Raw genomic sequence first — 23232 nt, 5'->3', positions numbered from 1 at the left:
GTGGTTCCCAAGCTCAGCACAGCGAAAGCCTCCGCACTTCGGCGCCGAAGTGCGGAGGCTTTCGCTGTGGCGGTCAGCTGCCGACGGTGGCCAGCTCGGGTGTGGTGGCCCGCCGGTTGCTGCCGATCGTGAAGAGCAGCGACGCCGCCACCAGGACGATGCCGAACCAGACGACACTGGTGATGCCGACGTTGTCCGCGAACAGCCCGGCGAACAGCGCGCCGAGCGCGATGGACGTGTTGTACGCCATGGTGTTGAGTGACATGGCGGCTTCGAAGGTCTCCGGTGCGGCGGTCTGGGTCATGGTGAGCTGGCTCAGTTGCATGACACCGTAGGCGATGCCCCAGAAGACCAGCGCGATCAGCGCGCCCCCTGCCCCGTGACCGGTCGTGAGCAGCAACAGCAGTGCCGCCACGAGGACCAGGCCGCCGACGACGAAGCTGCCGACCAGGTTCTTGGCCACGGTGTGCCCGGCGACGAAGTTCCCGACCGCGCCGCCGATGCCGAAGATGATCAGGCACACCGTGATGAACGTGGACGACGAGGACGAACTGCTCTCCAGGTAGGGCCGCATGAACGTGAAGGCGCCGAAATGGCCGAGCACGAACAACACGACGGTCACCAGGACCAACCGCAGCCGGACGTTCCTGAACGGGAGGCCGAACACCTCCCTGACCGACACCGCGTTCGCCGAGGGCAGAGATGGCACCAGGATGGCGACGGCGAGGAACACCAGCACGCTCAGACCGCTCCAGATGAAGAACGTGGTCTGCCAGCTGGTGACGCTTTCCAGAACCGTGCCGAGTGGAATGCCGAGCACCGTGGCGATCGAGATGCCGGACATCACGATCGCGGCCGCCCGGTTGGCGTGCCGTCCGGGAACGATGCGCATCGCCATGCCGATGCCGATGGCCCAGAACGCCCCGTTGGCGAAACCCATGATGAGCCGTGTCGTCAGTACCAGCGGGTAGCTCGGCGCGAGGGCGGTGATGAGGTTGCCGACGGCCAGAACCACCAGCAGCAGCGACAGCAGCAGGCGCCGGTTGACCCGCCTGGTCCATGCCACGACGAAGGGAACGCCCAGCCCGGCCGAGATACCGTACAAAGTGACCATCAGGCCGGCTGCGCCCACCGTGATGTTCAGATCCGAGCTCACCGGAGTGAGCAGACCGACGGGCATCAGCTCGGTGGTGAGGAACACGAACAGACTGGCTGTGATCGCAGCGACCCCCAGCCAACCCTTCACGGCCGAGTGCGTGCGCTCATCTTGTGTGACCATCTTCTTCTCACTGCCCTGTTCTAGGCTACAGAATTACGGGTGATCCGAGAGCCGCGGCGAGTCATCCACCTGTCATCAGGAACGTCTCCCTTCCCCGTCCGCGATGTGCACGGGTTCGCCGCTGCCGACGGGGTCGCGCTGCCGGGTGCCTCGTCGGCCGGGTGGCCTGGGTTGCGCGAGCAGCACGGCGACGATGATCGCCACCACGCCGGCCACCTGCGGGATCGACAACCGCTCGTCCACGAACACGAACCCGAGGAACGTCGCGACGACCGGGCTGCCCAGGGCGAGGAAGGAAACCGCGAACGCGGGCAGCCTCTCGATCCCGCGGAACCAGATCAGGTAGCTGATCACGGCACCGAACGACATGAGGTAGACGAAGCCGATGACGTTGGTGCCGCTGATGGAACTCGGCAGCCCTTCGATGGCCAGGAACGGCAGCGTGACGAGCCCACCCGCGACCAGCTGCCAGCCGGTGAAGGGAACCAGCCCCACACCTTCCGGGCGGCCCCAGTGTTTGGTCATCGTGATGCCGGTGGCCATCGAGACCGCCGCGGCCAGTGCCGCCAGCACGCCGACGAAGTCCAGGGCCGCCGTCCCCCTGAACACGAGCAGCACGACACCGCAAGCGCCGAGCAGGCAGGCCACCACGTGTACCGGCCGTATCCTGTCCTTGATCAGCAGCGCCGCCAGGACCAGCACGACCATCGGCTGCACCGCCATGATCATCGCCGCCACCCCGCCCGGCAGCCGGTAGGCCGCGACGAACAGCAGGAAGTTGAACGCGCCGATGTTGAGCGCGCCGAGGACCAGCGAGCGCCACACCCACTTCCCGACCGGGAGCGTACGGACGAAGGCCAGCAGGATCAGGCCCGCCGGAAGCGCCCGCACGGTTGTGGCCAGCAGTGGCCGGTCCGGCGGCAGGAACTCGGTCGTCACCAGATAGGTGCTGCCCCAGATCGCCGGTGCCAGTGCGGTCACCCCGGCGGTGACGAGTTGGTTGCCGCTCTTCATGCGCCACCACCTTCCACACGGGAGATCCGGGTGCCGGCATCACCGGTGCCAGGTGGTTGGTAAGCGTTCACGTCTGACCGTTTCCCTGCTGACGTCGAGCTAGTCGAAGATGGGGTCGCGATTGCGGTTGCGTTTGAGTTCGAAGAAGCCGTCGGTTCCCGCGACGGCGAGGACGCCGTCCCAGAGCCGGGCGGCCGCCTCGCCGCGCGGAGCGGGCGAGAGCACCGGGCCGAAGAAGGCGACGACCTCGCCGCCAGGACCGGGGACGTGGATGACGGGCGTGCCGACCTCGGCGCCGACGGGGTCCATGCCTGCGTGGTGGCTCACGCGCAGGGCCTTGTCGTAGTCGGTGTCCTCCGCCGCCTCGATGAGCCCGGCAGGCAGGCGGGCGTCGGCGAGCGCGCCGAGCATCATGTCACGCCCCAAACCGCCCTCCTCGTCGTGGATCCTGGTAGCCATGGCGATGTAGAGCGCCCGCAGCGCCGCGGGACCGTGGTCCTGCTCGGCCGCGATGCACACGCGCACCGGCGCCCAGCCCTCGATCATGCCCCTCCTGTACTTCTCCGGCACCTCGCGGCCTTCGTTGAGCACCGAAAGGCTCATGATGTGGAACCGCAGCTCGACGGAGCGCAGCCGCTCCACCTCCAGCAACCAGTTGGTCGTGATCCACGCCCACGGACAGCGCGGATCGACCCACGTGTCGGCGACGGTGACGTTCTGTTGCCGCATGGCGCTCATGACCGCTCCTCGCAGGCTCCGAGCGGCCGCTCGCGGTCGCCCTGTGTCGGTGATTCGCTCGCTGGCTCGCTCATGACTGACTGGTCCCCCCGCGTCGGCGGTACTCGGCGTGCGCGGCGGCGAGCCTGCCGCCGACCTCGGCCGTGCTGGCCAGCACGGCCATGTTCGCCTTGGCCGAGCGGCCGTCCGTCGCCGCGTCGACCGCGCGCATCAGGTACTTCGTGATCGCCTGGCCGCGGATGCCGTCCCGCTCGGCGGCGGCCATGGCCGCGTCGATGGCGGCGTCGACCTCGTCGCTGTCGATCGCGTCCGCGGGCCGGACCGGGGTGGTGATCAGGAACGAACTGTGGTTGCCCAGCGCCCAGTGGTTCTCGATGGACCGGGCGATCACCTCGTCGTCGTCCAGCCGCATCGGGCTGGGGAAGCCGCTGGAGGTGCAGTAGAAGGCCGGGAAGTCGTCGGACCGGTACGACACCACCGGCACGCACTGGGTCTCCAGGTACTCCAGCGTCAGGCCCAGGTCCAGGATCTTCTTCGCGCCTGCGCACACCACCGCGACCTTGGAGCGCGTGAACTGGATCAGGTCCGAGGACACGTCCATGGTCTGCTCGCCGCCCCGGTGCACCCCGCCGATCCCGGCGGAGGAGAAGAACGGGATACCGGCGAGCTCGGCCGCCACCACCGAGGAGGCGACCGTCAGCGCGCCCATCCCGCCCTGCGCCAGGACCACCGGCATGTCCCTGCTGCTGACCTTGGGAATGCCGGGGGTGGCGGCGAACCGGTCGATGTCGGCGTCGGTCATCCCGACCACGATCCTGCCGCCCTCCACCGCGATCGTGGCAGGCACCGCGCCACCCGCCCGTACGGCCGCCTCGACCTTCCTGGCGGTGGCGGCGTTGTCCGGGTAGGGCAGGCCGTGGGTGATGACGTTGGATTCCAACGCCACCACCGGGCTGCCCTCGGCGAGCGCGTCTGCCACCTCGTCGCTGAAGACGAGCGGGATGCTGTCGTGCGGAAGTGCGCTCATCGTCGTCATCGCCTTCGTTTCCGTCTTGACCGGGGCCGTGGGGGTCAGGCGGCCGGACTCGCCTCGAAGCCGTGCCGCACCGCGGTGGCGATCTCGACCATCCGCCGGGTCTGGTAGGCGATCGCGGCCAGGTTGTCCTCGGTGACGTTCTCCGCGAGCCGGCCGGGGATCGCCTGCCTGCCCGACACCGAACTCACGCCGTAGGGGTTGCCGTTGCTCGGCGCCGTCTGGATGTCGTCGGTGACGCCTGGCGGCACGATGATCCCGCCCCAGTGGTAGAAGACGGTGTTCAGCGACAGGACCGTGGCTTCCTGTCCGCCGTGCGGGGCACCTGTCGAGGTGAACGAGGACATGACCTTGTTCATCAGTCCGCGGCGCGCGTTCAGCGGCCACGCCTGCTCGATGAAGTGCTTGAGCGGCGCGGCGATGAGGCCGAACCGTCCCGGGGCGCCCAACAGGATCGCATCCGCCCATTCGAGGTCGTCGATCGCCGCGACCGGTATGTCCTTCATGGCCTCGGCGTTCTCCGTCCACGCCGCGGTCCATTCGGCGAAGTCCGGCCACAGGGACTCGTCGACGTACTCGGGGACCCGGCGCAGGCGGGTGTCGGCGCCCGCCTTCTCGGCTGCCTCGGCCGCCGCTGTGGCGAGCAGGTGGATGTTGCCCGTTCCGGAGTAGTAGACGATGGCGATCTTGGTCGCCCCGTCGAGGCCGGTGCTTGACATGGTGCTCCTTGGCTGTTGTGTCCGTTCCGGACGCGAGTCAGGTCGGCGCGGTGGCGCTCACGCCGCGATGTCCGTCCCGAAGAACCGATCGCCGAAGTCGCCGATCCCCGGCTCCATGAAGGCGTTCTCGTTCAGCCGTTCCTCGATGGACGACGTCACGATCCGCACGTTCGGGTACCGCCGGCCGACGACCTCGATGCCCTCCGGCGACGAGAGCAGATTGACGAACACGATGTGCTCCTGCGGAACGCCCTCGCCGAGCAGGACCTCGATCGCGGCCAGTGCGGTGCCACCCGTGGCGAGCATGGGATCGAGCAGCAGCACGTGGCGGCGGGCGATGTCCGCGGGCAACGCCGAGTAGTACAGGTGCGGCAGCTTGGTCACCTTGTCCCGCTGGATGAGGATCTTGCCGAGCCGGACCGACGGCGCCATCACCCGCAGCTCGGCCTCCATGCTGTCCCCGGCGCGGGCGATGGACACCCCGCAGACCTGCGAGGTGACGCGCAGGCCGGGGTAGGTCTGCCCGACCGGGGTCTGCACGTCGTGGGGCTCGTACGGGAGCAGCTCCAGTGCCGCGTCGAGCAGCCGGCGCATGATCCGGCTCGCGGTGACGACGAGGTCGGCCCGGTCGGCGTGCCGGTCCCGGACGATCGTGTGCAGTGCCCGCAACTGCTTGGTCTGGGGCAGCAGGTGCACCGTCTCCGCCACGGACCTGGTCGCGGTCACGAGGCACGCACCTGGCCGGTGTCGCCCGCGATCCTGGCGAAGGCCAGGCGCGACTCCCTGACGAACTTGCGGACCTTCAACCGGTCCTTGCGGCGGTCGGGACCCTCGAGACCGGTGTGGGCGTCCACCGCGGCGGGCCGGACCTGATCGATGGCCTCCGCGACGTTCTCCGGGTTCAGCCCGCCCGCCAGCATCAGCGGCCGCGGCGAGAGGTTCACCAGCTCGGCGCTGATGCCCCAGTCGTGCACCAGGCCGGTCGCGCCCTTGGCGCCGGTCGCCGGGTTGAAGGTGTCGGTGATGAACATGTCGACCCACTCGGCGGAGTCCTCGACGATCCTCGCCAGCTCGTCGATGTTGTCCGACTTCACGACCAGGCTCTTGAGGACGTAGAGGTCGGGCGCGATGCTCCGCAGCCTGCCCAGCTCGGCGGGCGTCACGTCACCGTGCAGCTGGATGGCGTCGACGCCGATCTGGGCGCAGAACTCCTTGATCTCGGCGGCGTCGGTCAGGTAGGTGATGATGACGCCCTTGTTCTTCGGCTGGATGGCCTCGACGATCGCGGCCGCGTCGGCCTCGGAGAGGTCCTCGTTCTTCGCGGGCAGCCGCAACGCGAACCCGAGCCAGTCCGCGCCCTCCTCGACGATCATGTCCGCCTCGGCCTGGTCGATGATTCCGGCGACCTGGATCAAACCCTGCATGGTGTCTCCCTTTTGCGAACCGTCTTCGCAAACGGTTTCGAGGCCCGGCCTCAGCTGTTCTTGAGCTCGCGCACGACGAGTTCCGCGACGAGCGCGGCCGAGGCGGGGTTCTGGCCGGTGATCACCCGGTTGTCGTTCGAGGTGTGGGCGACGAAGTTGTCCGACTTGGCGTGCAGCGCGCCGCGCTCCCTGAGGCGGTCCTCGAGGAGGAACGGCATGACGTCGACGAGGCCGAGGGAGTGCTCCTCCTCGTTGGTGAAGGAGCTGACCCGCTTCCCGGCGACCAGGTAGGAGCCGTCCGCGAGCCGGAGGTCGACCAGCGCCGCCGGACCGTGGCACACGGCGGAGACCACGCCGCCCCGCTCGTAGATGCCGATGGCGATCCGGGCGAAGTCGGGCGAGGTCGGGAAGTCCCACATCGCGCCGTGCCCGCCGGCGTAGAAGATCGCCGCGTAGTCGTCGGACCGCACCCGCGAGGCCGGCCGGGTCGCCCGGAGCTTCGCCTGGATCGTCTCGTCGACGAGGAAGGCCTGGACCTCGGGGTCGTTCTCCTCACCGTCGAACACCACGGCAGGCGGTTCGCCGCCCTTCACGGACACGAACTCCACCTCGTGGCCCGCGTCGACGAAGACGCGGTACGGATGGGCCGCTTCCGACACGCTGTAACCGGTCGGGTCGCCGGTGTTCCCCAGAACATCGTGACTGCTGACCGCGAGCAGAATCCTGGCCATTCTTCCTCCTGGACGGCAGTGCGGGTCAGGGCCTGTGTACGAAGTTGTGGACGAGCTCGACCAGCTCGGCGGGCTTCTCGAAGATGACCATGTGGCCGCTGTCCATCTCGACGTAGGTCGAGTTGGGAATGGTGTCGTGCAGGTCGACGGAGTGGTGGGTGGGGACCGCGGCGTCGGGGTTGCAGCCCACGACCAGGGTCTCGGCCCTGACCTTCTCGACCAGTGCCCGGATCTCCACGCGCACCAGCAGTTCCAGCTGCCGGATCCGGCCCTTGGACGGGCTGAGCTCCGCACCGGCCTTGTCGACCTCGTCGAGGTTGGGCAGGCTGTTGATGTACTTCGGGCTGAACGCGGTCGTGGTGAGCACGCGCCCGAACGCCACCGGGTCGTGCGACTGGCTCAGCGTCAGCCCGATCAGGTTCTTCATGTAGGCGTCGGTCTCCACCAGGCCACCCACCGGGATCAGCCGCCGGATCTGCTCGGGGTGCAGCGCGGCCGTGGCCGCGACCACCGCACCGCCGAGGGAGAACCCCAGCAGGTCGACCGGCTCGGTCCCGAAGTCCGCGATCACCGCGGACACTTCCTCGGCCAGTTGCTCGACCGTCAGGTCGCTGCCGTCGTCCTCTGCCGCTTCGCTGGCGGACAGCTCGGGCACCAGTACGGTGTTCCGCTTCGCGAAATCGTCGACCAGGTGACCGAAGGTGGCCTGGCCGCCCTTGCCGACACCGTGCACCAACACCAGCACCGGGCCCGAACCCGACACCGAGTACCTCACGCGGGAGTTCCCCACGGAAACGGTAGTAGTCGTCACAGCAAACAACCCTTTCTTGATCACGGAACAGACCCGCTCGAACCAGCGATCCGGTGGGATGGCACGCCTGTTTCCGGTTGTTCCCGGCTGGTCGCCGACCTGTTCGGCAGGCCGGCCCACGCGGCTGTCCCGGTCGCGCGGTTCACCACGAACCCGCCGATGGGAGGTGTGTCCGCGGGTCCTCCCGCGTGGCCCCGGGAAGGGGCGGATGGTCACTCGGCGGCGTCGCTGTCGGCACGGGGCTCTCCTCTTCGGGGCCGCTCGATGCCGTCCCCTTGCCCGGTCAGTAGTTGGGTGACTTGTGCAGCAGTTCCTGGCGGTTGACGATCTCCGGCACGTAGACCCGCTCGTGCCAGGCAGCCGACTCGACCGGCTCCAGCGCGATCGAGATCACGTCCTCGTCGCAGCCGAAGGCGCTGCGCACGGCGTCGGTCACGGCGGCGACCAGGCCGGCCCGCTGCTCGTCGGTCAGTGGAGCCGGGAAGTGCTTGATGTTGACGTGCGGCATGATCGCCTTCCGGGCAGACGTCGGGTCACCTGGGTCCAGCCCAGGGTCCCCCCGCCGCGGGTGCGGTGTCTTCTTCGTTCGTGCTCCGCTCCGGACAGGCCGGTATCCCATCGAGCGCACTTGTGCCAGAATTCGCAATTCTCCCGCGCAGCGGAACATCGCAATGCCGGAGATGCCGCCAATGGGCGCGGCTGTGAACCTTGGGCGCATGGCGGAATTCGACGGCAAGACCGTCCTCATTACCGGCGGCGGCAGTGGCATTGGTCTTGCCACCGCACGGCAACTGGTCGACGCGGGCGCCAATGTCGTGCTCGCTGGTCGCCGTGTCGAGAAGATCGACGCGGCGGCGAAGGAACTGGACCCCACCGGTGACCGGGTGCTGGCGGTGGGCACCGACGTGTCCCGCGAGGACGAGCTGGACGAGCTCGCCACCCGGGTCCGCGGCCGCTTCGGCAGACTGGACGGCGTCTTCGCCAACGCCGGGATGGCCTCCTACAACCCCATTTCCCCGCGCGCGGACGTCAGCGACGCCGAGTTCGACCGGTACGTCGGCGTCAATTTCAAGGGCGCGTTCTTCGCGATCCAGAAAACGCTGCCGCTTTTCGACAAGGGTGGTTCGGTCGTGCTGAACAGCACCTGCCTCGCGCACCGCGGCATGGGCCTCACGATGGGCCTGGCGACGATGTACGGCTCGACGAAGGCGGCGGTCACCAGCCTGGCACGCCTGCTGGCCAGTGACCTGGCGAGCCAGGGCGTGCGGGTCAACTCCGTCAGCCCCGGCTTCATCCGGACGGAAATGTTCGACGAGCTCGCCCCCACCGACGAGGCCCGCGACGTGTGCAGCCAGCTGGTGCCCGCCGGCCGGCTCGGCACGCCGGAGGAGGTCGCCGAGGCGGTGACCTTCCTGCTGTCGGACCGGGCGAGGTACATCACCGGACAGGACCTCGGTGTGGACGGCGGCCTCGTCGCCTCGCAGCCGATGAACCCGCCTGTTCAGATGTGACCGGTCCACTCGAATTCGCGGGCGGCGGCCGGGCCGCGGTCACCGGAGTCACGCCGATGCAGACGTCGGTATCCGGTGGAGAATTCGCGTGTCTTCCCTGCGCCGGGCCGGTGGGCACGTTGAGATAACCGGGCGTTGTCGGCCCGTTGCTACGCTTTCAAACAGCGACAGCCACGTTTTCAACACCATTACAGCCCGCCGCCGGGAATCCACAGGAATGAAACACGGGATTCCCGTCGCCCGGCGATCCGAACCCGCATAAAGAAGGATGGTGAACCAACCGTGCCCATTTTCGAATTACCACGTGAACGGAACAACGCGCGCCACGACGATAACGCACCGGCCACCCCGGTCAACCTCGTCGAGGACCTGCAGCCCCGTCCCCAGACGAACCTCGCGAGGGGCATCGTCTGGGCCGACATCCTGGCCGACATCGCCGCCGACGAGGCGGCACGCCAGCAGCTGCGCGACGCCGCGTAGGGCAAGCGGCCACGAGCTGAAAGTCCCGCACACCCGGCCGGGGTGCGGGACTTTCGCCGTGTCGTCGTGCTGTCGCTTGTGGAGTACTGTCGCTCAGGGTGCTGCGCGGTCGTCCGGTGCCGCGCCGGCGCGGGCCTCGCGCCACGCGCGATAGCCGGACACGGAGGGCTCGACCCCGGGGAACCGCTCACGCAGGTCCGTCCCGTAGTCACCGAAGCCCGGCGCCCGCGGGGGCTCCATGGCCAGCCAGGGGGCGGTGTGGACCGTCGCATGTGGCCGGGTACGCAGCGTGGTGGCGGCGGCCGTCCACCCGGACACGATCACCATCGGGCCCGGCCGTGCCGCTACGGCGGCCGGTGGCCGGACCTCGAGCCGCCACGCGGCCGCGGCGGCGTGGACCACCTCTGTCGCCGCACGGCCCCGCGGCGAGTCGTCCCCCGCCACGGTGAGCCAGCGATGTCCTTGTGCCGCAACAGCCGCCACGACGTCGCGCAACGCGTCCGCGTCGGCATCGGAGAGCGCACCGGCCGGGCACCGGAAGCCGTCGGGAACCGGTGCGTCCGTGCCGAGTGCCCTGCCGAGCAACGCGGCTGCGCACTCGGTGCCGTCCGGCCCGGCGAGAAGGGCGGGTGCCGGGTCGCCGGTTCCTGTGTCGACGGTGAGTGAGCCGGTGCCACCACCCCGGCGGACCCGCACCTCGCCGGGGCCGGCCGGCAGCTCCACCGCGGCCCAGGCGCCGGTCGCGCCGGGTCTGGCGACCGCGGGGACGAAGTCGCCGCCCACCGCGGCGACCGCCACCCCCGCCTCCGTCACCCGGACCAGGTTCCAGCCGGGGAGGTTGGGCACCACGAGCACGTCGACGACACCGTCGCCGGTGTCGACCTCGGCCGCGACCGCGACCCCCGGCACCGTTCCGGCCGGGCGCAGCACCATCGCCTGTGCCCCGCTCGCGATGAGCCCCATCGCCAGCGCCGCGGCGCCGAACCGCACGCTCATCGTGCTCGCGGCACGGCGGGTGCGGGTGATCACGAACCACGCCAGCGCGACGACCGCGAGCAGGACACCGGTGTGCAGCAACGTCGCGGTGCGGGCGGTTCCCGCACCAGCGAACCAGGCCAGCACGAACTGCCAGGCCGCGAGCGCGGCGGCAGGCCAGAACACCCATGGTGCGTAACGGCGCGCGCGGTCGACGGCGGGCCGGAACCGCTCGTCGCGGGAGAGCACGAGGTACAGGGGCAGGGCGAGCAGCGCGAGCAGCAGCGGCACCAACCGCTGCGAGAGGTTCAACCCGCCGGAGAGCAGGAGCTCGAGGGTGGCCACGACACCGGCGGCCATGATGACGCCCGCGAGCGAACGCCTGCCCGGCTCGGCCAGGAAACCACGCAGCAGCGCGAAACCCGCGATGACGGGGATCGCGGCGAGGAGCGCGATCCGCAGCACCGTCGGTCCGATGCTCACCCCGACGGACAGCGTGTGACTGTGCCCGCCGCCCTGCGCGAGCAGGACGACGGGCACGGCGTGGGAGACCATGTCAGGCCGAGGCGGCCACGGGCACCCGCGCGCACGAGCACCGCATCTGCGCGGCCTCCGCGGGCGTTGGCCGCATGTGGATGATCATCGCGACCACCATGGGGACGAAGACGATGGCGTTGTAGAACAGGTGCAGCTCCACCCTCGGGAACACGAGCTGGGCGATGCTCGTGGGCACGGCGCCGCCCATGAGGTTCGCGCCGGTCACCGCCTGCAGCAGCAACAGCAGGTGTTCGAAGTGGTGCCACACCTGGATCCACATGGCGATGTTCCACCAGGTCCGCGCACGGCCGACGAAGCCGTGCCGCAGCAGCACGAACGCCACCATCATGACGATGGCGAAGCCGTAGTGCAGCCACTCCGACTGCACCAGCCACGGGAAGGCGAGACCCAGCACTCCGCCCGCCTCGGGCCGTGCCCAGTCCAGCACGTAGATCTGGTACGCCTGCGCGAGGTGCTCGGCCCAGTGCGCGACGACCACGAAGAGGAACACCCACAGCGCGGCCTTGTGGTACCGGGTGTTGAGCAACCCGCCCTGGCCGGTCCACCGCCTGGTGTCAGCGATGGCATCAGCTGTCGTCATGCTTTTCCTTTACATGAGACGGAGTTTCCCAGCGTCCCACGAAGGAGACGTGGCGGACCATAACCCAACAGACCAATCGGCTGCGCCAGAACACCGCGCGCGACCTCAGACGTGCACCTTCGGCGACGGGATCCTGGGCAGCTGGAACATGGTCACGAAATCGGTGAACAACTCCGGGTCGCCCTCGATGCTCACCGCGCCGCTGCTCAGGACGTCCGCCACGGTCGTCTGACCGGTCACCAGTCCCTGCAGCGCGACACCGAGCCGCAGCACGGAGTCCGCGCCGGGCAGCGGGCCGAGGCCGACCTTGAGCGTGCCGTCGTCGATGTGGAGGTGGAGCACGTGGCCGCCGATGTGCACCTCGTAGCTCGTGTGCACGTCGCGAGCGGCCTCGGCGACGAACATCGCCCTGAGCGCGATCGTCAGCGAGGCGTCGGTGACGATGTCGTCGGGGCGGGGCTTGGCCAGCGCCGCGGCACCCCATCGGCCGAAGGACAGCACGGCGTCCTCCGCCGCACGGCCGTACTCGGTCAGCTCGTAGCGTTCCTCCCCCTGGTCGTCAGCGTCAGCGGCCGGACGGACGACGCCGGTGTACTCCAGCTCGTTCAACCGCCTGGACAGGAGTTTCACCGAAAGCTTCGGCAGTCCGGCGTGCAGCTCCGCGGCGGACTTCGGTCCGGCGAGGAGGTCGCGGACGATCAGGAACCCCCAGCGCTCCCCCACCATCTCCGCGGCCTGCGCCAGGCCGCAGTACTGGCCGTACGTCCCGCGCACCGCACTCTGGAGGTCGGCGACGACCGTCTCGAGCTGCAACGGATCCATCCCGTTGGTCGTGAACGTGAAGGCGTCGCTGGAAATCGTCAGGCGGTCACTATCGACGACCACCTTCCAGTTCGATTCGGTCATGGCCCAGCGTCCAATCTCCGCCGCGCACCACACGGGGATCGGTGGACGACCACGGTTTCCCCACCAGGTGTGCGACAGTCGGTACGTGTGATCTCCATACTCCGGCGGTGGCGGCACCCGGGCATCTCCGGGCGTGCCATTCGCGAACGGCGGAGTGATCAGTTCCCGCGAACCTGAAAATTACACGCATCTACTGTTTTTCCCGTTCGTGGGCTACCCTCCAGGGAACTGGTAATCGTCATGAGCTGACTGGCACGACAGAAGAAGTTGTCGTGCTGGGCCTCGCACGCGACAAAACCGGTCGCCGCGGCCCAGCCGTTGGCACGCTGACAACTGGGGGGGTGTTAGCGCAGTTGTTGCGACTCCTGGGCCCACTGGAACTGTCCGCCGGCGGTCGGGAACTCGACCTGGGTGGCCCGAGACAACGAGTGGTACTGGCGATGCTGGCACTCAACGCGAACCGCGTCGTGCCCGTCGAGTCGCTCATCGACGCCGTGTGGGACACCGCGCCACCGACCACCGCGCGGGCACAGGTGCAGATCTGTGTCTCCGCGCTGCGCAAGATCTTCCTCGAGGCGGACGCCGGGGTGCGCATCAAGACCAGGACCCCCGGCTACCAGCTCGTCGTGCCGGCCGGCGAGCTCGACACCGAGCAGTTCGGCGCGCTCGTCACCGCGGCGCGCACGCACGCCGACGCGGGCCGCACCTCCGAGGCGGTCGCCACGCTGCGCACCGCGCTCGGCCTGTGGCGCGGCGAGGCACTCGCCGGGCTGCAGAGCGACCTCGTGCGCCGCGGCGCCGACCAGCTCGAACACGCCAGGCTCACGGCGATCATGGAACGCATCCAGCTCGACCTCGCCCTCGGCAGGCACGAGGAGGTCGTCGGTGAGCTGGCCGCGCTGATCGAGGAACACCCGCTCCGAGAACGCCTCTACGAGTTCCTCATGCTCGCCCTCTACCGCTCCGGGCGACAGGCCGAGGCACTCGAGGTGGGCAGGCGGGCGCGGACGACGCTGGTCGAGGAGCTCGGCATCGAGCCGGGAAAAGCCCTGCAGGAGCTCGAGAGCTCGATCCTGAACCGCATCCCCGAGCTGGACCTCGCCTCGACCGGCACCGGGCCGCTGCGTGACACCGCCACGACGACCACACAGTCGGACAAGCCGCTGGTGGTGCCGCGCCGCCTGCCCGCCAGCATCGCGGACTTCACCGGCCGCGAGGAGCAACTCGCGGAGATCAGGAGGGCGCTGTCCGGCGAGGACGACGACCGGAACACCCGGTTCGGCATGCGCATCGTGGCGATCTCCGGCAAGGGCGGCGTCGGCAAGTCCACCCTGGCCATCCGCGCGGCACACGAGCTCCGCGACAGCTACCCGGACGGCCACCTCTACGCCGACCTCGAGTCGCCGACCGGCACGAACCGGATCCACGGCGTGCTCGACCGGTTCCTGCACGCGCTCGGCGTCGACGGCTCCGCCATCCCGGAGGACGTCGAGGAGAAGGCCGACATGTACCGCAGCAGGCTCGCCGACCTGCGCGTGCTGGTCGTGCTGGACGGCGCGGCCGGGGAGAACGACGTCATCCCCCTGTTGCCCGCCGGCCCAGGCTGCGCGGTGATCGTGACCAGCCGCTCGCCGCTGTCGGGCTTACCGGGCGCGGCGCTGATCGCCGTCAGCCCGTTCGACGTCGCCCTGTCACTGGAGATGCTCGCCAAGATCATCGGCCCGGAGCGGATGGTCGCGGAGCGCGCCGCCGCGGTCGAGCTGGTCGACTTCTGCGGCAGGCTGCCGCTCGCGATGCGGATCGCGGGCGCCCGGCTCGCCTCCCGCCCGCACTGGCGGCTCGACGTACTGGTCGCGCGGCTGCGCAACACGACACGGCGGCTCGACGAGCTGACCTACCACGGGCTCGAGCTCCGGTCGAGCATCGGGCTGACCTACCGGGTCCTCCACGACGACGCCAAGGCGCTGTTCCGGCTCTTCTCCCTGATCACCACCCCGGACTTCCCCGGCTGGACGGCGGCCGCGCTGCTGGACATCGACCCGTTCGACGCCGAGGAGGCGCTCGAACAGCTCGTCGAGACCCAGCTGCTCGACATCGTCTCCTATCCCGGCGAGCACCCGCGCTACCGGTTCCACGACCTCATCCGGGTGTACGCGCAGGAACGGCTGAACGAGGAGAACTCCGACGCGGACCGCCACGCGGCGGTGGTGCGGCTGGTCGGCGCGTGGCTCGCGAAGGCAGAGGAGGCGCACCGCAAGGAGTACGGCGGCGACCACACGATCCTGCACGGCTCCGGGCCGCGCTGGTATCCCGACGGCGACGCCGACGGCGGCATGAACGACCCCCTCGAATGGCTGGAGTCCGAGCGCCGCTCGCTCGTGGGTGCCGTTCACCTCGCCGCGTCGGTCGGCGAGGACGAGCTGTGCTGGGACCTCGCGCTGACCGCGGTGACGTTGTTCGAGGTGAAAGGGCACTTCGACAGCTGGCGCGAGACCTCGGAGGCGGCGCTCGAGGTCGCCGAGCGGGCGGGCAACCGCCGCGGGCAGGCGGCGATGCTGTACTCGCTCGGTTCGCTGGCGATGTCGCAGCGGCGGTTCACCGCGGCCGAGGAACGTTTCGCCGCAGCACTGGAGATCTTCCGCGCGGAGAGTGACCAGCACGGCTGCGCGCTCGTGCTGCGCAACGCCGCCATGGTCGACCGGTGCCGGGGCCGCTCCGGCGCGATGCTCGCCAAGTACCACGAGTCGCTGACACTGATGCGCGAGGTCGACGACCCGGTCGGCGAGGCGGGCATCCTGCGCAGTCTCGCGAAACTGCGGATCGACGAGGGCAACACCGACGACGCGCGCGAGCTGCTCGGCAAGGCCCTCGAGTGCACCCGCCGGGTGCGGTACCTGCGCGGCGAGGCACAGATCGTCATCCGGTACGCCGAGCTGCACCTCGGCCAGAACCAGGTCGGCGAGGCGCACCAGGCGCTCAACCGGGTGCTGCTGATCGTGCGCAACATCGGTGACCGGATCGGCGAGGCACACGCGCTGTACGGGGTGGGCGTGGTGCGCCTGCGCACCGGCAGGCTCGACAACGCGAAGACCACCCTGGAGCACGCGCACTCCCTCGCGCGCCGCGTCGGCGAACGGCTCATCGAGGCGCAGGCGCTGTACGCGCTCGGCGAGATCGCCCTCGCTCGGGGCAACAGCACCACGGGCCTCGAGCACCTCGCCGAGGCGAAGCAGCTGTTCGCCGAGCTCGGCTCGACGGTCTGGCACGCCAAGACGCTGATCCTCATCTCCGACGTGCACCAGGGCGCCGGCGACCTCGACCGCGCACGCGAGGAGATCCAGCTGGCGACCGAACTGCTCGACGGGATCGACTCGAAAGAGGCGGGACGGCTGCAGCAGGAACTGGCCGCCGTGCGGGCGGCCCTGCTCGACGAAGTCGTCGACAGCGTTCCTTGAGATCGTCCGGTTGGTCTCCGGGTTTGCCGGGTCGGGTTGCCCGTCTGGTGGTCCTTGTCCTCGCCGGACGGGCAGGTCTCCGGGGTTTGCCGGTTCGGGTTGCCCGTCTGGTGGTCTTTGTCCTCGCCGGACGGGCAGGTCTCGGGGGTGGCGGGGGGCTGTTGGGCTGCGGTTGGGTTCGGGTCTGCCTGCCATCCCGTCGACCTCCCTACGGGCTATCACACCGCGCCAAGGGGGGCCGGATTCGTGCCTGTTGTGCTTCGGGCTTCTGGCCCCCCTTGACACGGTGCGATCGGGCGCTGCCAGGTCGACGGGATGGCAGGGAGCCCCTTCGTGGTGGGCTTGCGCCACCGTCGGGGTCGCGTGGGGTCGTCGTTGCCCCGCTTCGCGGGGCTTGCTTCGCGGGCTTGCTGTGCGGGGCCCGGTGCGCGGGCCCGGTGCGTAGCGCTTGGCCTGGTGCCGTGAAAGGCGCGTTGACGGCATTCGCGATGCCGTCAATGGGCCATTCAGGGCGCTCAGCGCCGTGAATGTGCCTTTCACGGCAGCGGTTGTGCCGTGAACGCGCCTTTCACGGCAGCGGGGCCGTCCCGCGGGAGCTGCCGGGGCGCTTGCGCCCGGTGGGCGTTGCGCGGGCGGCGGGGGTGATGCCCTGAAAGACGCTTTCGGGACGCTCAACGTCCCGAAAGCGTCGTTCGGGACATCGGCCGGGCCGCGCGGAACGGCAGCGCTCAGGTCACTTTCTGGCGCGCGTTTCCCCGAAGCCCGGACAATAGGATGGCGTCATTTCCGTCGCATTGCGGAAATGACGCCACGGTTCTCACTCCCCAGTCGGCGCGGAACGGTCTCCGGCCGGTACACGAATGGTGTCAGGGCTTCAGGTGGTCCCACGGCGAGTCGGCGACCACGGAGACCTCGCCCTGCGCCGGGCCGATCTCGGATAAAGCCGCGACCGACGTGGCCGCGAACAGCAGACTTCCGGCACCGGCGAGGGTGACGAGCGTCCTGGCGGCCAGCTTCGACAGTTTCGACATGATTTCGTCCTTTGGCTCGTTGTCTTGATCAGCGGGTGATCCCCGCTTGAGAACAAGTCAACGGCCACTCGCCTTGCGTTGACATTTCGCCGCTTAACGCCCCGCTATCGAGCGGCGATAGCCAGGCGATGGGGTGGGAGTAAGCGCCTCCGGGAGATTCACCACCGTAAGGTTCGGTGCGATGGGGAGAGGCGAGCGCGATGGACAAGACGGTCCTGCGGCTCGACACAGACGATGTGTGGCGGACACTGGAGAAGGTCGACCCGGTCGCCGTACTCGCCGAGGAGTTGATCAAACGCACCATCGGCCACCCCGACCGGACACGGGAGCCCGGGTGCGTTCCCTGGTCGGGCGGCCAGGTCGAGTGCGTCCTGGCCGAGGACGTCGAGCCGGGCCTGTCCTGCGCGATCCCGGCCGCGAGCCTGCGTGCGGTGCACGTCGCGGCGCTCGCCGCGCTCGCGACGCACGAACTGCTCGCCCCCGGCGGGGTCACGGTCGCCATGCTCGGCACCGCGGCCGCCACCCAGCCGCAGCTCTCCGTGCTCGCGCGGCACGTGCCCGACATCATCCACGTCGCCATGCGGCTCACCGACGAGCCGACCTCGGTCCCGCTCGAGCCCCGGCTCGTCGACCAGCTCGACTTCGCGGGCATCGGGTTGTCCGTGGTGCCCAAGCTCGCCGACTCGCTGTTCGGCGCGAACCTGGTCGTCGCGGTGAGCGAGGGCGCCATGACCGAGGGGCCCGGCGAGGCGCCGATCGGCCACCTCGTGCGCGGCACCCTGCTCGTGAACGCGTCCGGTCACGACCTGCCTGCCGCGCTGGTCGACCGGGCCGACCAGATCTACGTCGACGACCTCGCCCTGCTGCCGGAACACGCCGGCCGCCACGTCGTCGGCAAGCACCTGGAGAACGTGAAGAAGGGGTCGGTAACCCACACCCGGCCGCCCGCCATCGCCGCCGACCTCGGGCTGCTGCTCTCAGGCGCCCACCACGGTCGTGAGCAGCAGGACGACATCGTGGTGGTCGAGCTGCTGAGCGCGGGCACCCCGAACATCGAACTCGCCAAGAAGATCGCCGAAGCCGCGCTGCACAACGGACTCGGCGTCCGGGTGCCGGCATGACCGCCACCGCCCACCATCGCCCACGCTTGCGACGGAGAGTGATCATGGCCGAGATGGTGCCCGAGAACCAGGATCGGTACTTCTGCCGGAGCAGGCGGCACGACGGTGACGACACCCCGCCCCGCACCGCGCCCGGCCTCGCGATCTGCGCGGAGTGCCGGGAAGACACCGAGGAGAACCTGCTCGAGTTACCGGGGCTGTACAACATGTGCGCCTACATGCTCGACATGCGCAGGCCGCAGCTGCGGGAACGGGTCAGCGGGGGCAAGCCGCGCGGCATCGTGCTGCGCGAGGCCGTGGTGAACGTCCGCTCGGACGTCCTCGGCGTGCTCGCGTCCTGGTGCGGGCTGGTGGCCAACGAGCGCGGCGTCTCCGGTCCCGACGAGCTGAGCGTGCCGCGCCTGTCGACCTTCGTGCTGATCCACTTCGGGTGGCTCACCGCGCACCCGGCCGCGCCGGAGTTCGTTGACGAGCTGGCCGCACTGGCCGACGGCGCCCGCGCGGTGCTGCAACCCGAGTCGACCGTCGAGATCACGCTGGGACCGTGCGCCCACCCTGGCTGCGGGCGGACCGTGCGGGCGGAAGGCCATCCGCCGCGGCGGGTCCGCTGCGACGCGGGCCACGAATGGCCGCCGGAGCAGTGGCTGCTGCTCCGCGGCGGCCACCAGCTGGACTCACGGGAAGGTGGGGAATGAACCCGCGTATCCGACGCACGACGGTGCCCACCCAACTGGCCGCGCTGGCGGCCGGGGTGCCCGAGGCGACGATCCGCAAGTGGGCGAGCCGGGGACGGCTCACCCGCTACGGCACACCGGGCCGGGCCGAGTACGACCTGGCCGAACTGTACGTCCTGGTCGCCGAGCGCGAGGACACCAGGGTGACATAGGCAGAAGCGACAGACAGTGGGGAGACGGTCATGTGGTGCGCGGAATTGTCAGCCGAGCTGGACGCCGGTGTTTCCGGGTCCGCCCGGCCCGCTTCCTCTCACCACTTCGAATCAGGCGCATCGCGTTCTCGGATCCGGCTTGACAACGACTCGACCTTCTGTCACGCTTTTTTCAGGCGGAGCTGCGCCCATTTTCTGATAACACCAATGCCCATTCACCGACCGCGTCGTCGGCGAATGGGCATTGGTGTTTCCGGCTCGGCCCGAGCAGATGAGAAAAGGGAAACGACATGCGAACCGAAATTAATGTGCTCGGTCCTCTGGAAGTCGCGGTCGGCGGTATCTCCATCGTGCCCACGGCGAGCAAGCCGAGCCAACTGCTGGCGATACTGGCACTCAACGCGGGCCGGGTCGTGACCGTGAACTCCCTGACCGACGAGGTATGGGCCAGCAATCCACCCCGAAGTGTCGTGCCGACATTACACACCTACATCCTGAAGCTGCGCAGGAACCTGGACATGGCGCTGGCCGACCAGGGCGACCTGACGTCCAAGGACATCCTGATCACGCGGCGGTCCGGCTACCTGCTGAACGTGGAGCCGACCGCGGTGGATGCCATCCGCTACGAACGGCTGTCCGCGGCGGGGCGCCAGGCGGTGAACGAGGGCGACCACGAGCGCGCGTCGCGGACGCTGGCCGAGGCGTTGCGCCTGTGGCGCGGACCCGCGCTCGCCGACGTGCCGGTGGGGCCACAGCTGGCGATCGAGGCGCTGCGCCTCGACGAGAACCGGCTCGGCGACCTGCACCTGCGCATCGAGGCCGACCTCAAGCTCGGTCGCCACCACCAGCTGCTCGGGGAGCTCGCGACCCTGTGCGTGCGGCACCCGATGCTGGAGAACTTCTGCGTGCAGCACATGATCGCGCTGTACCGTTGCGGGCGGCAGAGCCAGGCGCTGGCGGCCTACCGCAAGCTGCGCAGCGAGATGGTGGAACAGCTTGGCGTCGAACCGTCGCCCAGGGTTCGCCACCTGCACCACGCCATCCTCACCGGCCAGGCCTCCGTCGAGGACACGAGCGTCGTGTTCAACTCCTGACGCGCCGCGTCAGGAGAGGAGCTGGTTCAGTCCCGCGTAGCCGAGCTCCTCGAGGCGCTTGCCGGACGTCGCGAGGTAGTCCGTGCCCGCGCTGATCCCGTGTCCCTCGACCATCCGGTTCATGAAGTTGAACAGCGCGCACACCATGATCGCGGAATGGAGCGCGTCCTCGCTCCAGCCCGCGGCGAGCACCTCGTCCGCGTCCGCCCGCGTGACCGACGACGGTTCCCGGGTCAGTTTGCCAACGTAGCGCAGGACCGGCCGCATCCGCTCGTCCACCGGCGCCGTGTCGAGGTCGGCGACCGCCGCAGGTGCGGCGCCGGTCTCGATCCCGCAAGCCTCCGCGGTGACGGTGTGCACGCCGTGGCAGTAGGCGCACGCGTTGACGCCCGACACGTAGGCGGCGATGAGCTCCCGCTCGCCTGGCGTGAACGGGGACGGGCCGCGCATGACGACCTCGTGGTAGCCAAGCAGCGGCCGGGACGTCTCCGGGTAGGCGCGGAAGACGTCCATCAGCACGGCGTCGTCCGGCAGGGATCTGAAGTGGGCCACGGGCTTCCTTCGCGTTCGGTTGGTCAGTGCCGCTCTGGCACGAGTTGGTCGATCTCGTCCCGGCGCAGCCAGCAGGCGGCCAGGTACACCCGCTCGGCATCGCCGGCCGCCACGCCGGCGGCGGTCACGACGTCCACCGCCGTGGACCACAGCCTGCGCAGTGCCGCCGACCGGGTCTCGCCCGCGGGCGCCGCCGCCACGAACCGTGCGCGTACCGCCCGCCACCGGTCGCCGCCGGTCGCGAGCACCGCCTCGAGTGTCCGGTCCGGCCAGGCGTCGTGGCGCAACTGGTCCACGAGCAGCGTCGCGGTGGCCGGGTCGCCGGTCTCGGCCGCGACGCCCAGCCCGGCGAGCAGCCGTTCGGGCCCAAGGCCCATCAGCAGGACCCCGAGCTCGGTGCCGGGGTCCTCGTCGACGTTCGGAAGGGAGAACACCGTGTCGTACTCAGACATGCGCGACCGCCCGGTCCCGCAGCCCCGCTGCCACGCACGTCGCGATTCGCGCGGTGGCCACCCGGTGGCCGTCGATGTTGCGCCCGGCGGGGCCGAGCACCATGCAGGTCGCGGCGCCCGCCGCGAACACCCTGGGCACCGACCGGAAGGCGAGCGTGCGCTCGTCGAGATCCGGCCAGCCGTCGCGCGCCCCGACCACTTCGGCGGGCAGCAGCCCGTCGCCGATCGACGGGACGGTGCCCAGCGCGAGCCACACGTGGTCGCCGCGCACGGACGTGCCGTCCGCGAGCAGCACCGCGCCGTCCTCGACCGCCTCGACCGCCGCGCCGCGGTGCACGGTGAGCCTGCCGTCGGCCTCCGCCTCGGTCAGCTGCGGGCGGAACTCGAACATCACCGTCGCGCGCCGTTGCCTGCCCATCAGCGCCAGCCGCTCCTCCCACGGCACGCCGTCGAAGCGGGCGCGGCCCTCCGCGCGGAAGAACGAGGCGTTCACGTCGGAGCACTGGTAGCGCTCGGCCTCCTCGCGCAGCACCCAGCTGACGCGGCTGCCGCGGTCGAGCGCGTTGTGGATGAGGTGCGCGGCGGTCAAGCCCGCGCCGACGACCACCTCGTGACCGGTCTCGGCCGGGCCCGGCTCGTCCCAGTACGCCACGGCGGCCGGCCGGTCGCCCGGCCACCAGTGCGCGGGCGCGTCGCGCCGCTCCTCACCCTGGCACAGCACGACGTACCCGGCGGAGATCGTGAACTCCCCGGCACCGGCGACCCCGTGCACGGACACCCGTTCCGGGCCGGGCACCAGCTCGCGGACCTCGCCACGCACGAGGCTGCCGGGCACTCCGTGGAGGACCGCGGTGTGCGCGCAGTAGGCCTCGAACACGTCGACCGGCACGACGGAACGGTGCCCGGCCTGCGACATCCGGACCTCGCGCCGCTCGAGTTCGGTCAGCAGCGCCCAGTGCGTCCGCGCGAAGTCACGCAGCTCGCAGTCGCGGTAACCCTCGACGCCGGGGTGGTGCTCGTACGGCGAGCGCAGCACCCGTTGCCCGATCCGGTCGATGCGGTCGTGGAAGCGGCCCGCCGTGCGGCCGTCCCGGTCGACGATCACCACGTCGTGCACCCCGAGGTGCCACAGCGCCGCCGCGACCGCGAGCCCCGCGGGCCCCGCGCCGACGACGACCACGTCGGCGGCGCGGGGCGGGGCGAGCAGCGGTGGCACGGCGGAGGCCGGGTACTCCGGCCAGTCCCGGTGCCGGGGCGAGGCGAGCAGGTCGGGGTGTGGCAGGAACCTGGTCACCCGATGACCGTGACCGGGACGATCACCTCGATGGTCGGCCGTTGCGGCATGCCGTCGGTGACCATCTGCTGCAACAGCTCCTCGGACCGCTCCGCGCTGTCCGAGGAGACCGGGCTGTACCTGGCGTGCGCGTACGCGGGCCGCCGCGCCTCGGTCTCGATCTCGAAGACCTTGAGGACGGCCTCGCCGGGCCGGACCTCGCCGTCGAAGAACGTCAGCCGCCGCATGTCCGGGGTGAGGAAGGACTTCGTGAACTGGCGGGACATCACCAGCGCGTCGCCGTCCTCGACGAAGTGCGTGTCCTCGTCGGTCGTGACCTGCATGGCGACCCAGGTCTGGTCGGTGAGGTTGGTCTCCGACTTGATGATCTGCCAGCGCCCCGGCTCCGGCAGGTTGATGGACACCGACACGTCGTAGTCCACGACGTCGATGGCCCCCGAGACCATCAGCACCCGGCGGCGCACGTCGGCGACCCCCGCCATCTGGATGTCACGCGCGCGGACCCGCCCCGCCACGTCCAACCCTGGAACCTCGAGAGACGACATGAACACAGACCTCCCAGACACTGTCAGGCAATACGCCGGCGGA

At 69.9% G+C, this 23232-nt stretch carries 25 protein-coding genes; 7 read left to right on the top strand and 18 right to left on the bottom strand.

All coding sequences use genetic code 11. The features are described from left to right. Nucleotides 1-73: 73 nt before the first annotated feature. From ACFPCV_RS26255 to ACFPCV_RS26210, 10 genes are all read right to left on the bottom strand, one after another. Complete coding sequence (locus ACFPCV_RS26255; RefSeq protein ID WP_378059006.1) at nucleotides 74-1279, bottom strand: MFS transporter; 1206 nt, start codon at nucleotides 1277-1279, stop codon at nucleotides 74-76. A gap of 75 nt (nucleotides 1280-1354) precedes the next feature. Further along, entirely contained in the window at nucleotides 1355-2293 is a 939-nt protein-coding gene (locus ACFPCV_RS26250) for an EamA family transporter (protein ID WP_378059005.1), read from the bottom strand. A 99-nt stretch (nucleotides 2294-2392) separates the two neighbouring features. Beyond that, nucleotides 2393-3031, bottom strand: a complete 639-nt coding sequence (locus tag ACFPCV_RS26245; protein ID WP_378059004.1) for a mycothiol-dependent nitroreductase Rv2466c family protein — start codon at nucleotides 3029-3031, stop codon at nucleotides 2393-2395. A 70-nt stretch (nucleotides 3032-3101) separates the two neighbouring features. Then, entirely contained in the window at nucleotides 3102-4058 is a 957-nt protein-coding gene (locus ACFPCV_RS26240) for a pseudouridine-5'-phosphate glycosidase (RefSeq protein WP_378059003.1), read from the bottom strand. Between the two features lie 44 nt (nucleotides 4059-4102). Next, on the bottom strand, nucleotides 4103-4783 hold the full coding sequence (locus ACFPCV_RS26235) for a flavodoxin family protein (protein WP_378059002.1): 681 nt from the start codon (nucleotides 4781-4783) through the stop codon (nucleotides 4103-4105). Between the two features lie 57 nt (nucleotides 4784-4840). Then, a complete protein-coding gene (upp, locus tag ACFPCV_RS26230; protein ID WP_378059001.1) occupies nucleotides 4841-5509 on the bottom strand; it encodes a uracil phosphoribosyltransferase in 669 nt (222 codons plus the stop codon). Continuing rightward, complete coding sequence (locus tag ACFPCV_RS26225) at nucleotides 5506-6207, bottom strand: phosphoribosylanthranilate isomerase (RefSeq protein WP_378059000.1); 702 nt, start codon at nucleotides 6205-6207, stop codon at nucleotides 5506-5508. Before ACFPCV_RS26225 ends, upp begins: the two co-directional genes overlap by 4 nt. A 50-nt stretch (nucleotides 6208-6257) precedes the next feature. After that, a complete protein-coding gene (locus ACFPCV_RS26220; RefSeq protein ID WP_378058999.1) occupies nucleotides 6258-6938 on the bottom strand; it encodes a type 1 glutamine amidotransferase domain-containing protein in 681 nt (226 codons plus the stop codon). Between the two features lie 25 nt (nucleotides 6939-6963). Continuing rightward, nucleotides 6964-7713 carry an alpha/beta fold hydrolase gene (locus ACFPCV_RS26215; RefSeq protein ID WP_378058998.1) on the bottom strand — a complete coding sequence of 250 codons (750 nt, stop codon included), beginning with the start codon at nucleotides 7711-7713 and terminating at the stop codon, nucleotides 6964-6966. A 319-nt stretch (nucleotides 7714-8032) separates the two neighbouring features. Further along, nucleotides 8033-8257: a tautomerase family protein gene (locus tag ACFPCV_RS26210; RefSeq protein WP_378058997.1), complete on the bottom strand. Its 225-nt coding sequence runs from the start codon at nucleotides 8255-8257 to the stop codon at nucleotides 8033-8035. A gap of 163 nt (nucleotides 8258-8420) precedes the next feature. Here ACFPCV_RS26210 and ACFPCV_RS26205 point away from each other — a divergent pair, with 163 nt between their 5' ends. Both ACFPCV_RS26205 and ACFPCV_RS26200 read left to right on the top strand, forming a co-directional pair. After that, nucleotides 8421-9260 carry an SDR family NAD(P)-dependent oxidoreductase gene (locus ACFPCV_RS26205; RefSeq protein WP_378058996.1) on the top strand — a complete coding sequence of 280 codons (840 nt, stop codon included), beginning with the start codon at nucleotides 8421-8423 and terminating at the stop codon, nucleotides 9258-9260. A gap of 282 nt (nucleotides 9261-9542) precedes the next feature. After that, on the top strand, nucleotides 9543-9740 hold the full coding sequence (locus ACFPCV_RS26200) for a hypothetical protein (protein WP_378058995.1): 198 nt from the start codon (nucleotides 9543-9545) through the stop codon (nucleotides 9738-9740). 93 nt (nucleotides 9741-9833) lie between these two features. On the opposite strand, the gene ACFPCV_RS26195 is transcribed toward ACFPCV_RS26200, so the two are convergent. The 3 genes from ACFPCV_RS26195 to ACFPCV_RS26185 all read right to left on the bottom strand — a co-directional run bounded on the left by ACFPCV_RS26195 (nucleotide 9834) and on the right by ACFPCV_RS26185 (nucleotide 12759). After that, entirely contained in the window at nucleotides 9834-11255 is a 1422-nt protein-coding gene (locus ACFPCV_RS26195) for a DUF6239 family natural product biosynthesis protein (protein ID WP_378058994.1), read from the bottom strand. Between the two features lie 16 nt (nucleotides 11256-11271). Further along, nucleotides 11272-11853, bottom strand: coding sequence for a hypothetical protein (locus ACFPCV_RS26190; RefSeq protein ID WP_378058993.1), 582 nt, complete (start codon nucleotides 11851-11853; stop codon nucleotides 11272-11274). Between the two features lie 105 nt (nucleotides 11854-11958). Further along, nucleotides 11959-12759 (bottom strand): winged helix-turn-helix transcriptional regulator, encoded by an 801-nt coding sequence (locus ACFPCV_RS26185; RefSeq protein WP_378058992.1) that lies wholly within the window; start codon nucleotides 12757-12759, stop codon nucleotides 11959-11961. Between the two features lie 353 nt (nucleotides 12760-13112). Between ACFPCV_RS26185 and ACFPCV_RS26180 the strand changes: the two genes are divergently transcribed. Then, complete coding sequence (locus ACFPCV_RS26180) at nucleotides 13113-16214, top strand: AfsR/SARP family transcriptional regulator (protein WP_378058991.1); 3102 nt, start codon at nucleotides 13113-13115, stop codon at nucleotides 16212-16214. A gap of 866 nt (nucleotides 16215-17080) precedes the next feature. Here ACFPCV_RS26180 and ACFPCV_RS26175 read toward each other — a convergent pair. Next, nucleotides 17081-17245 carry a hypothetical protein gene (locus tag ACFPCV_RS26175; protein ID WP_378058990.1) on the bottom strand — a complete coding sequence of 55 codons (165 nt, stop codon included), beginning with the start codon at nucleotides 17243-17245 and terminating at the stop codon, nucleotides 17081-17083. Nucleotides 17246-17445: 200 nt separating this feature from the next. Here ACFPCV_RS26175 and ACFPCV_RS26170 point away from each other — a divergent pair, with 200 nt between their 5' ends. The 4 genes from ACFPCV_RS26170 to ACFPCV_RS26155 all read left to right on the top strand — a co-directional run bounded on the left by ACFPCV_RS26170 (nucleotide 17446) and on the right by ACFPCV_RS26155 (nucleotide 20346). Continuing rightward, nucleotides 17446-18366 (top strand): hypothetical protein, encoded by a 921-nt coding sequence (locus ACFPCV_RS26170; protein ID WP_378058989.1) that lies wholly within the window; start codon nucleotides 17446-17448, stop codon nucleotides 18364-18366. A gap of 44 nt (nucleotides 18367-18410) precedes the next feature. Continuing rightward, on the top strand, nucleotides 18411-19061 hold the full coding sequence (locus tag ACFPCV_RS26165; RefSeq protein WP_378058988.1) for a hypothetical protein: 651 nt from the start codon (nucleotides 18411-18413) through the stop codon (nucleotides 19059-19061). Beyond that, on the top strand, nucleotides 19058-19252 hold the full coding sequence (locus ACFPCV_RS26160; RefSeq protein WP_378058987.1) for a hypothetical protein: 195 nt from the start codon (nucleotides 19058-19060) through the stop codon (nucleotides 19250-19252). Before ACFPCV_RS26165 ends, ACFPCV_RS26160 begins: the two co-directional genes overlap by 4 nt. Before the next feature lie 290 nt (nucleotides 19253-19542). Continuing rightward, complete coding sequence (locus ACFPCV_RS26155; RefSeq protein ID WP_378058986.1) at nucleotides 19543-20346, top strand: AfsR/SARP family transcriptional regulator; 804 nt, start codon at nucleotides 19543-19545, stop codon at nucleotides 20344-20346. Between the two features lie 9 nt (nucleotides 20347-20355). On the opposite strand, the gene ACFPCV_RS26150 is transcribed toward ACFPCV_RS26155, so the two are convergent. The 4 genes from ACFPCV_RS26150 to ACFPCV_RS26135 are packed head-to-tail and all read right to left on the bottom strand — an operon-like array spanning nucleotide 20356 to nucleotide 23126. After that, entirely contained in the window at nucleotides 20356-20898 is a 543-nt protein-coding gene (locus ACFPCV_RS26150; RefSeq protein ID WP_378058985.1) for a carboxymuconolactone decarboxylase family protein, read from the bottom strand. A 23-nt stretch (nucleotides 20899-20921) separates the two neighbouring features. Continuing rightward, nucleotides 20922-21350, bottom strand: coding sequence for a DUF6187 family protein (locus ACFPCV_RS26145; protein WP_378058984.1), 429 nt, complete (start codon nucleotides 21348-21350; stop codon nucleotides 20922-20924). Next, complete coding sequence (locus ACFPCV_RS26140; protein ID WP_378058983.1) at nucleotides 21343-22644, bottom strand: FAD-dependent oxidoreductase; 1302 nt, start codon at nucleotides 22642-22644, stop codon at nucleotides 21343-21345. The genes ACFPCV_RS26145 and ACFPCV_RS26140 overlap by 8 nt, the downstream gene beginning before the upstream one ends. After that, nucleotides 22641-23126, bottom strand: coding sequence for a DUF6423 family protein (locus ACFPCV_RS26135; protein WP_378059350.1), 486 nt, complete (start codon nucleotides 23124-23126; stop codon nucleotides 22641-22643). The genes ACFPCV_RS26140 and ACFPCV_RS26135 overlap by 4 nt, the downstream gene beginning before the upstream one ends. Nucleotides 23127-23232 lie beyond the last annotated feature (106 nt).

This window comes from Actinophytocola glycyrrhizae (assembly GCF_042653545.1).
Taxonomy (GTDB): domain Bacteria; phylum Actinomycetota; class Actinomycetes; order Mycobacteriales; family Pseudonocardiaceae; genus Actinophytocola; species Actinophytocola glycyrrhizae.
This window is presented reverse-complemented; position numbering and strand designations above follow the sequence as displayed.

Coding starts and splice junctions, on each gene's coding strand:
- ACFPCV_RS26255 (WP_378059006.1), bottom strand. CDS start 1,279: ATGGTCACACAAGATGAGCGCACGCACTCGGCCGTGAAGGGTTGGCTG.
- ACFPCV_RS26250 (WP_378059005.1), bottom strand. CDS start 2,293: ATGAAGAGCGGCAACCAACTCGTCACCGCCGGGGTGACCGCACTGGCA.
- ACFPCV_RS26245 (WP_378059004.1), bottom strand. CDS start 3,031: ATGAGCGCCATGCGGCAACAGAACGTCACCGTCGCCGACACGTGGGTC.
- ACFPCV_RS26240 (WP_378059003.1), bottom strand. CDS start 4,058: ATGAGCGCACTTCCGCACGACAGCATCCCGCTCGTCTTCAGCGACGAG.
- ACFPCV_RS26235 (WP_378059002.1), bottom strand. CDS start 4,783: ATGTCAAGCACCGGCCTCGACGGGGCGACCAAGATCGCCATCGTCTAC.
- ACFPCV_RS26225 (WP_378059000.1), bottom strand. CDS start 6,207: ATGCAGGGTTTGATCCAGGTCGCCGGAATCATCGACCAGGCCGAGGCG.
- ACFPCV_RS26220 (WP_378058999.1), bottom strand. CDS start 6,938: ATGGCCAGGATTCTGCTCGCGGTCAGCAGTCACGATGTTCTGGGGAAC.
- ACFPCV_RS26210 (WP_378058997.1), bottom strand. CDS start 8,257: ATGCCGCACGTCAACATCAAGCACTTCCCGGCTCCACTGACCGACGAG.
- ACFPCV_RS26205 (WP_378058996.1), top strand. CDS start 8,421: ATGCCGGAGATGCCGCCAATGGGCGCGGCTGTGAACCTTGGGCGCATG.
- ACFPCV_RS26190 (WP_378058993.1), bottom strand. CDS start 11,853: ATGACGACAGCTGATGCCATCGCTGACACCAGGCGGTGGACCGGCCAG.
- ACFPCV_RS26185 (WP_378058992.1), bottom strand. CDS start 12,759: ATGACCGAATCGAACTGGAAGGTGGTCGTCGATAGTGACCGCCTGACG.
- ACFPCV_RS26175 (WP_378058990.1), bottom strand. CDS start 17,245: ATGTCGAAACTGTCGAAGCTGGCCGCCAGGACGCTCGTCACCCTCGCC.
- ACFPCV_RS26170 (WP_378058989.1), top strand. CDS start 17,446: ATGGACAAGACGGTCCTGCGGCTCGACACAGACGATGTGTGGCGGACA.
- ACFPCV_RS26165 (WP_378058988.1), top strand. CDS start 18,411: ATGGCCGAGATGGTGCCCGAGAACCAGGATCGGTACTTCTGCCGGAGC.
- ACFPCV_RS26160 (WP_378058987.1), top strand. CDS start 19,058: ATGAACCCGCGTATCCGACGCACGACGGTGCCCACCCAACTGGCCGCG.
- ACFPCV_RS26155 (WP_378058986.1), top strand. CDS start 19,543: ATGCGAACCGAAATTAATGTGCTCGGTCCTCTGGAAGTCGCGGTCGGC.
- ACFPCV_RS26145 (WP_378058984.1), bottom strand. CDS start 21,350: ATGTCTGAGTACGACACGGTGTTCTCCCTTCCGAACGTCGACGAGGAC.
- ACFPCV_RS26135 (WP_378059350.1), bottom strand. CDS start 23,126: ATGGCGGGGGTCGCCGACGTGCGCCGCCGGGTGCTGATGGTCTCGGGG.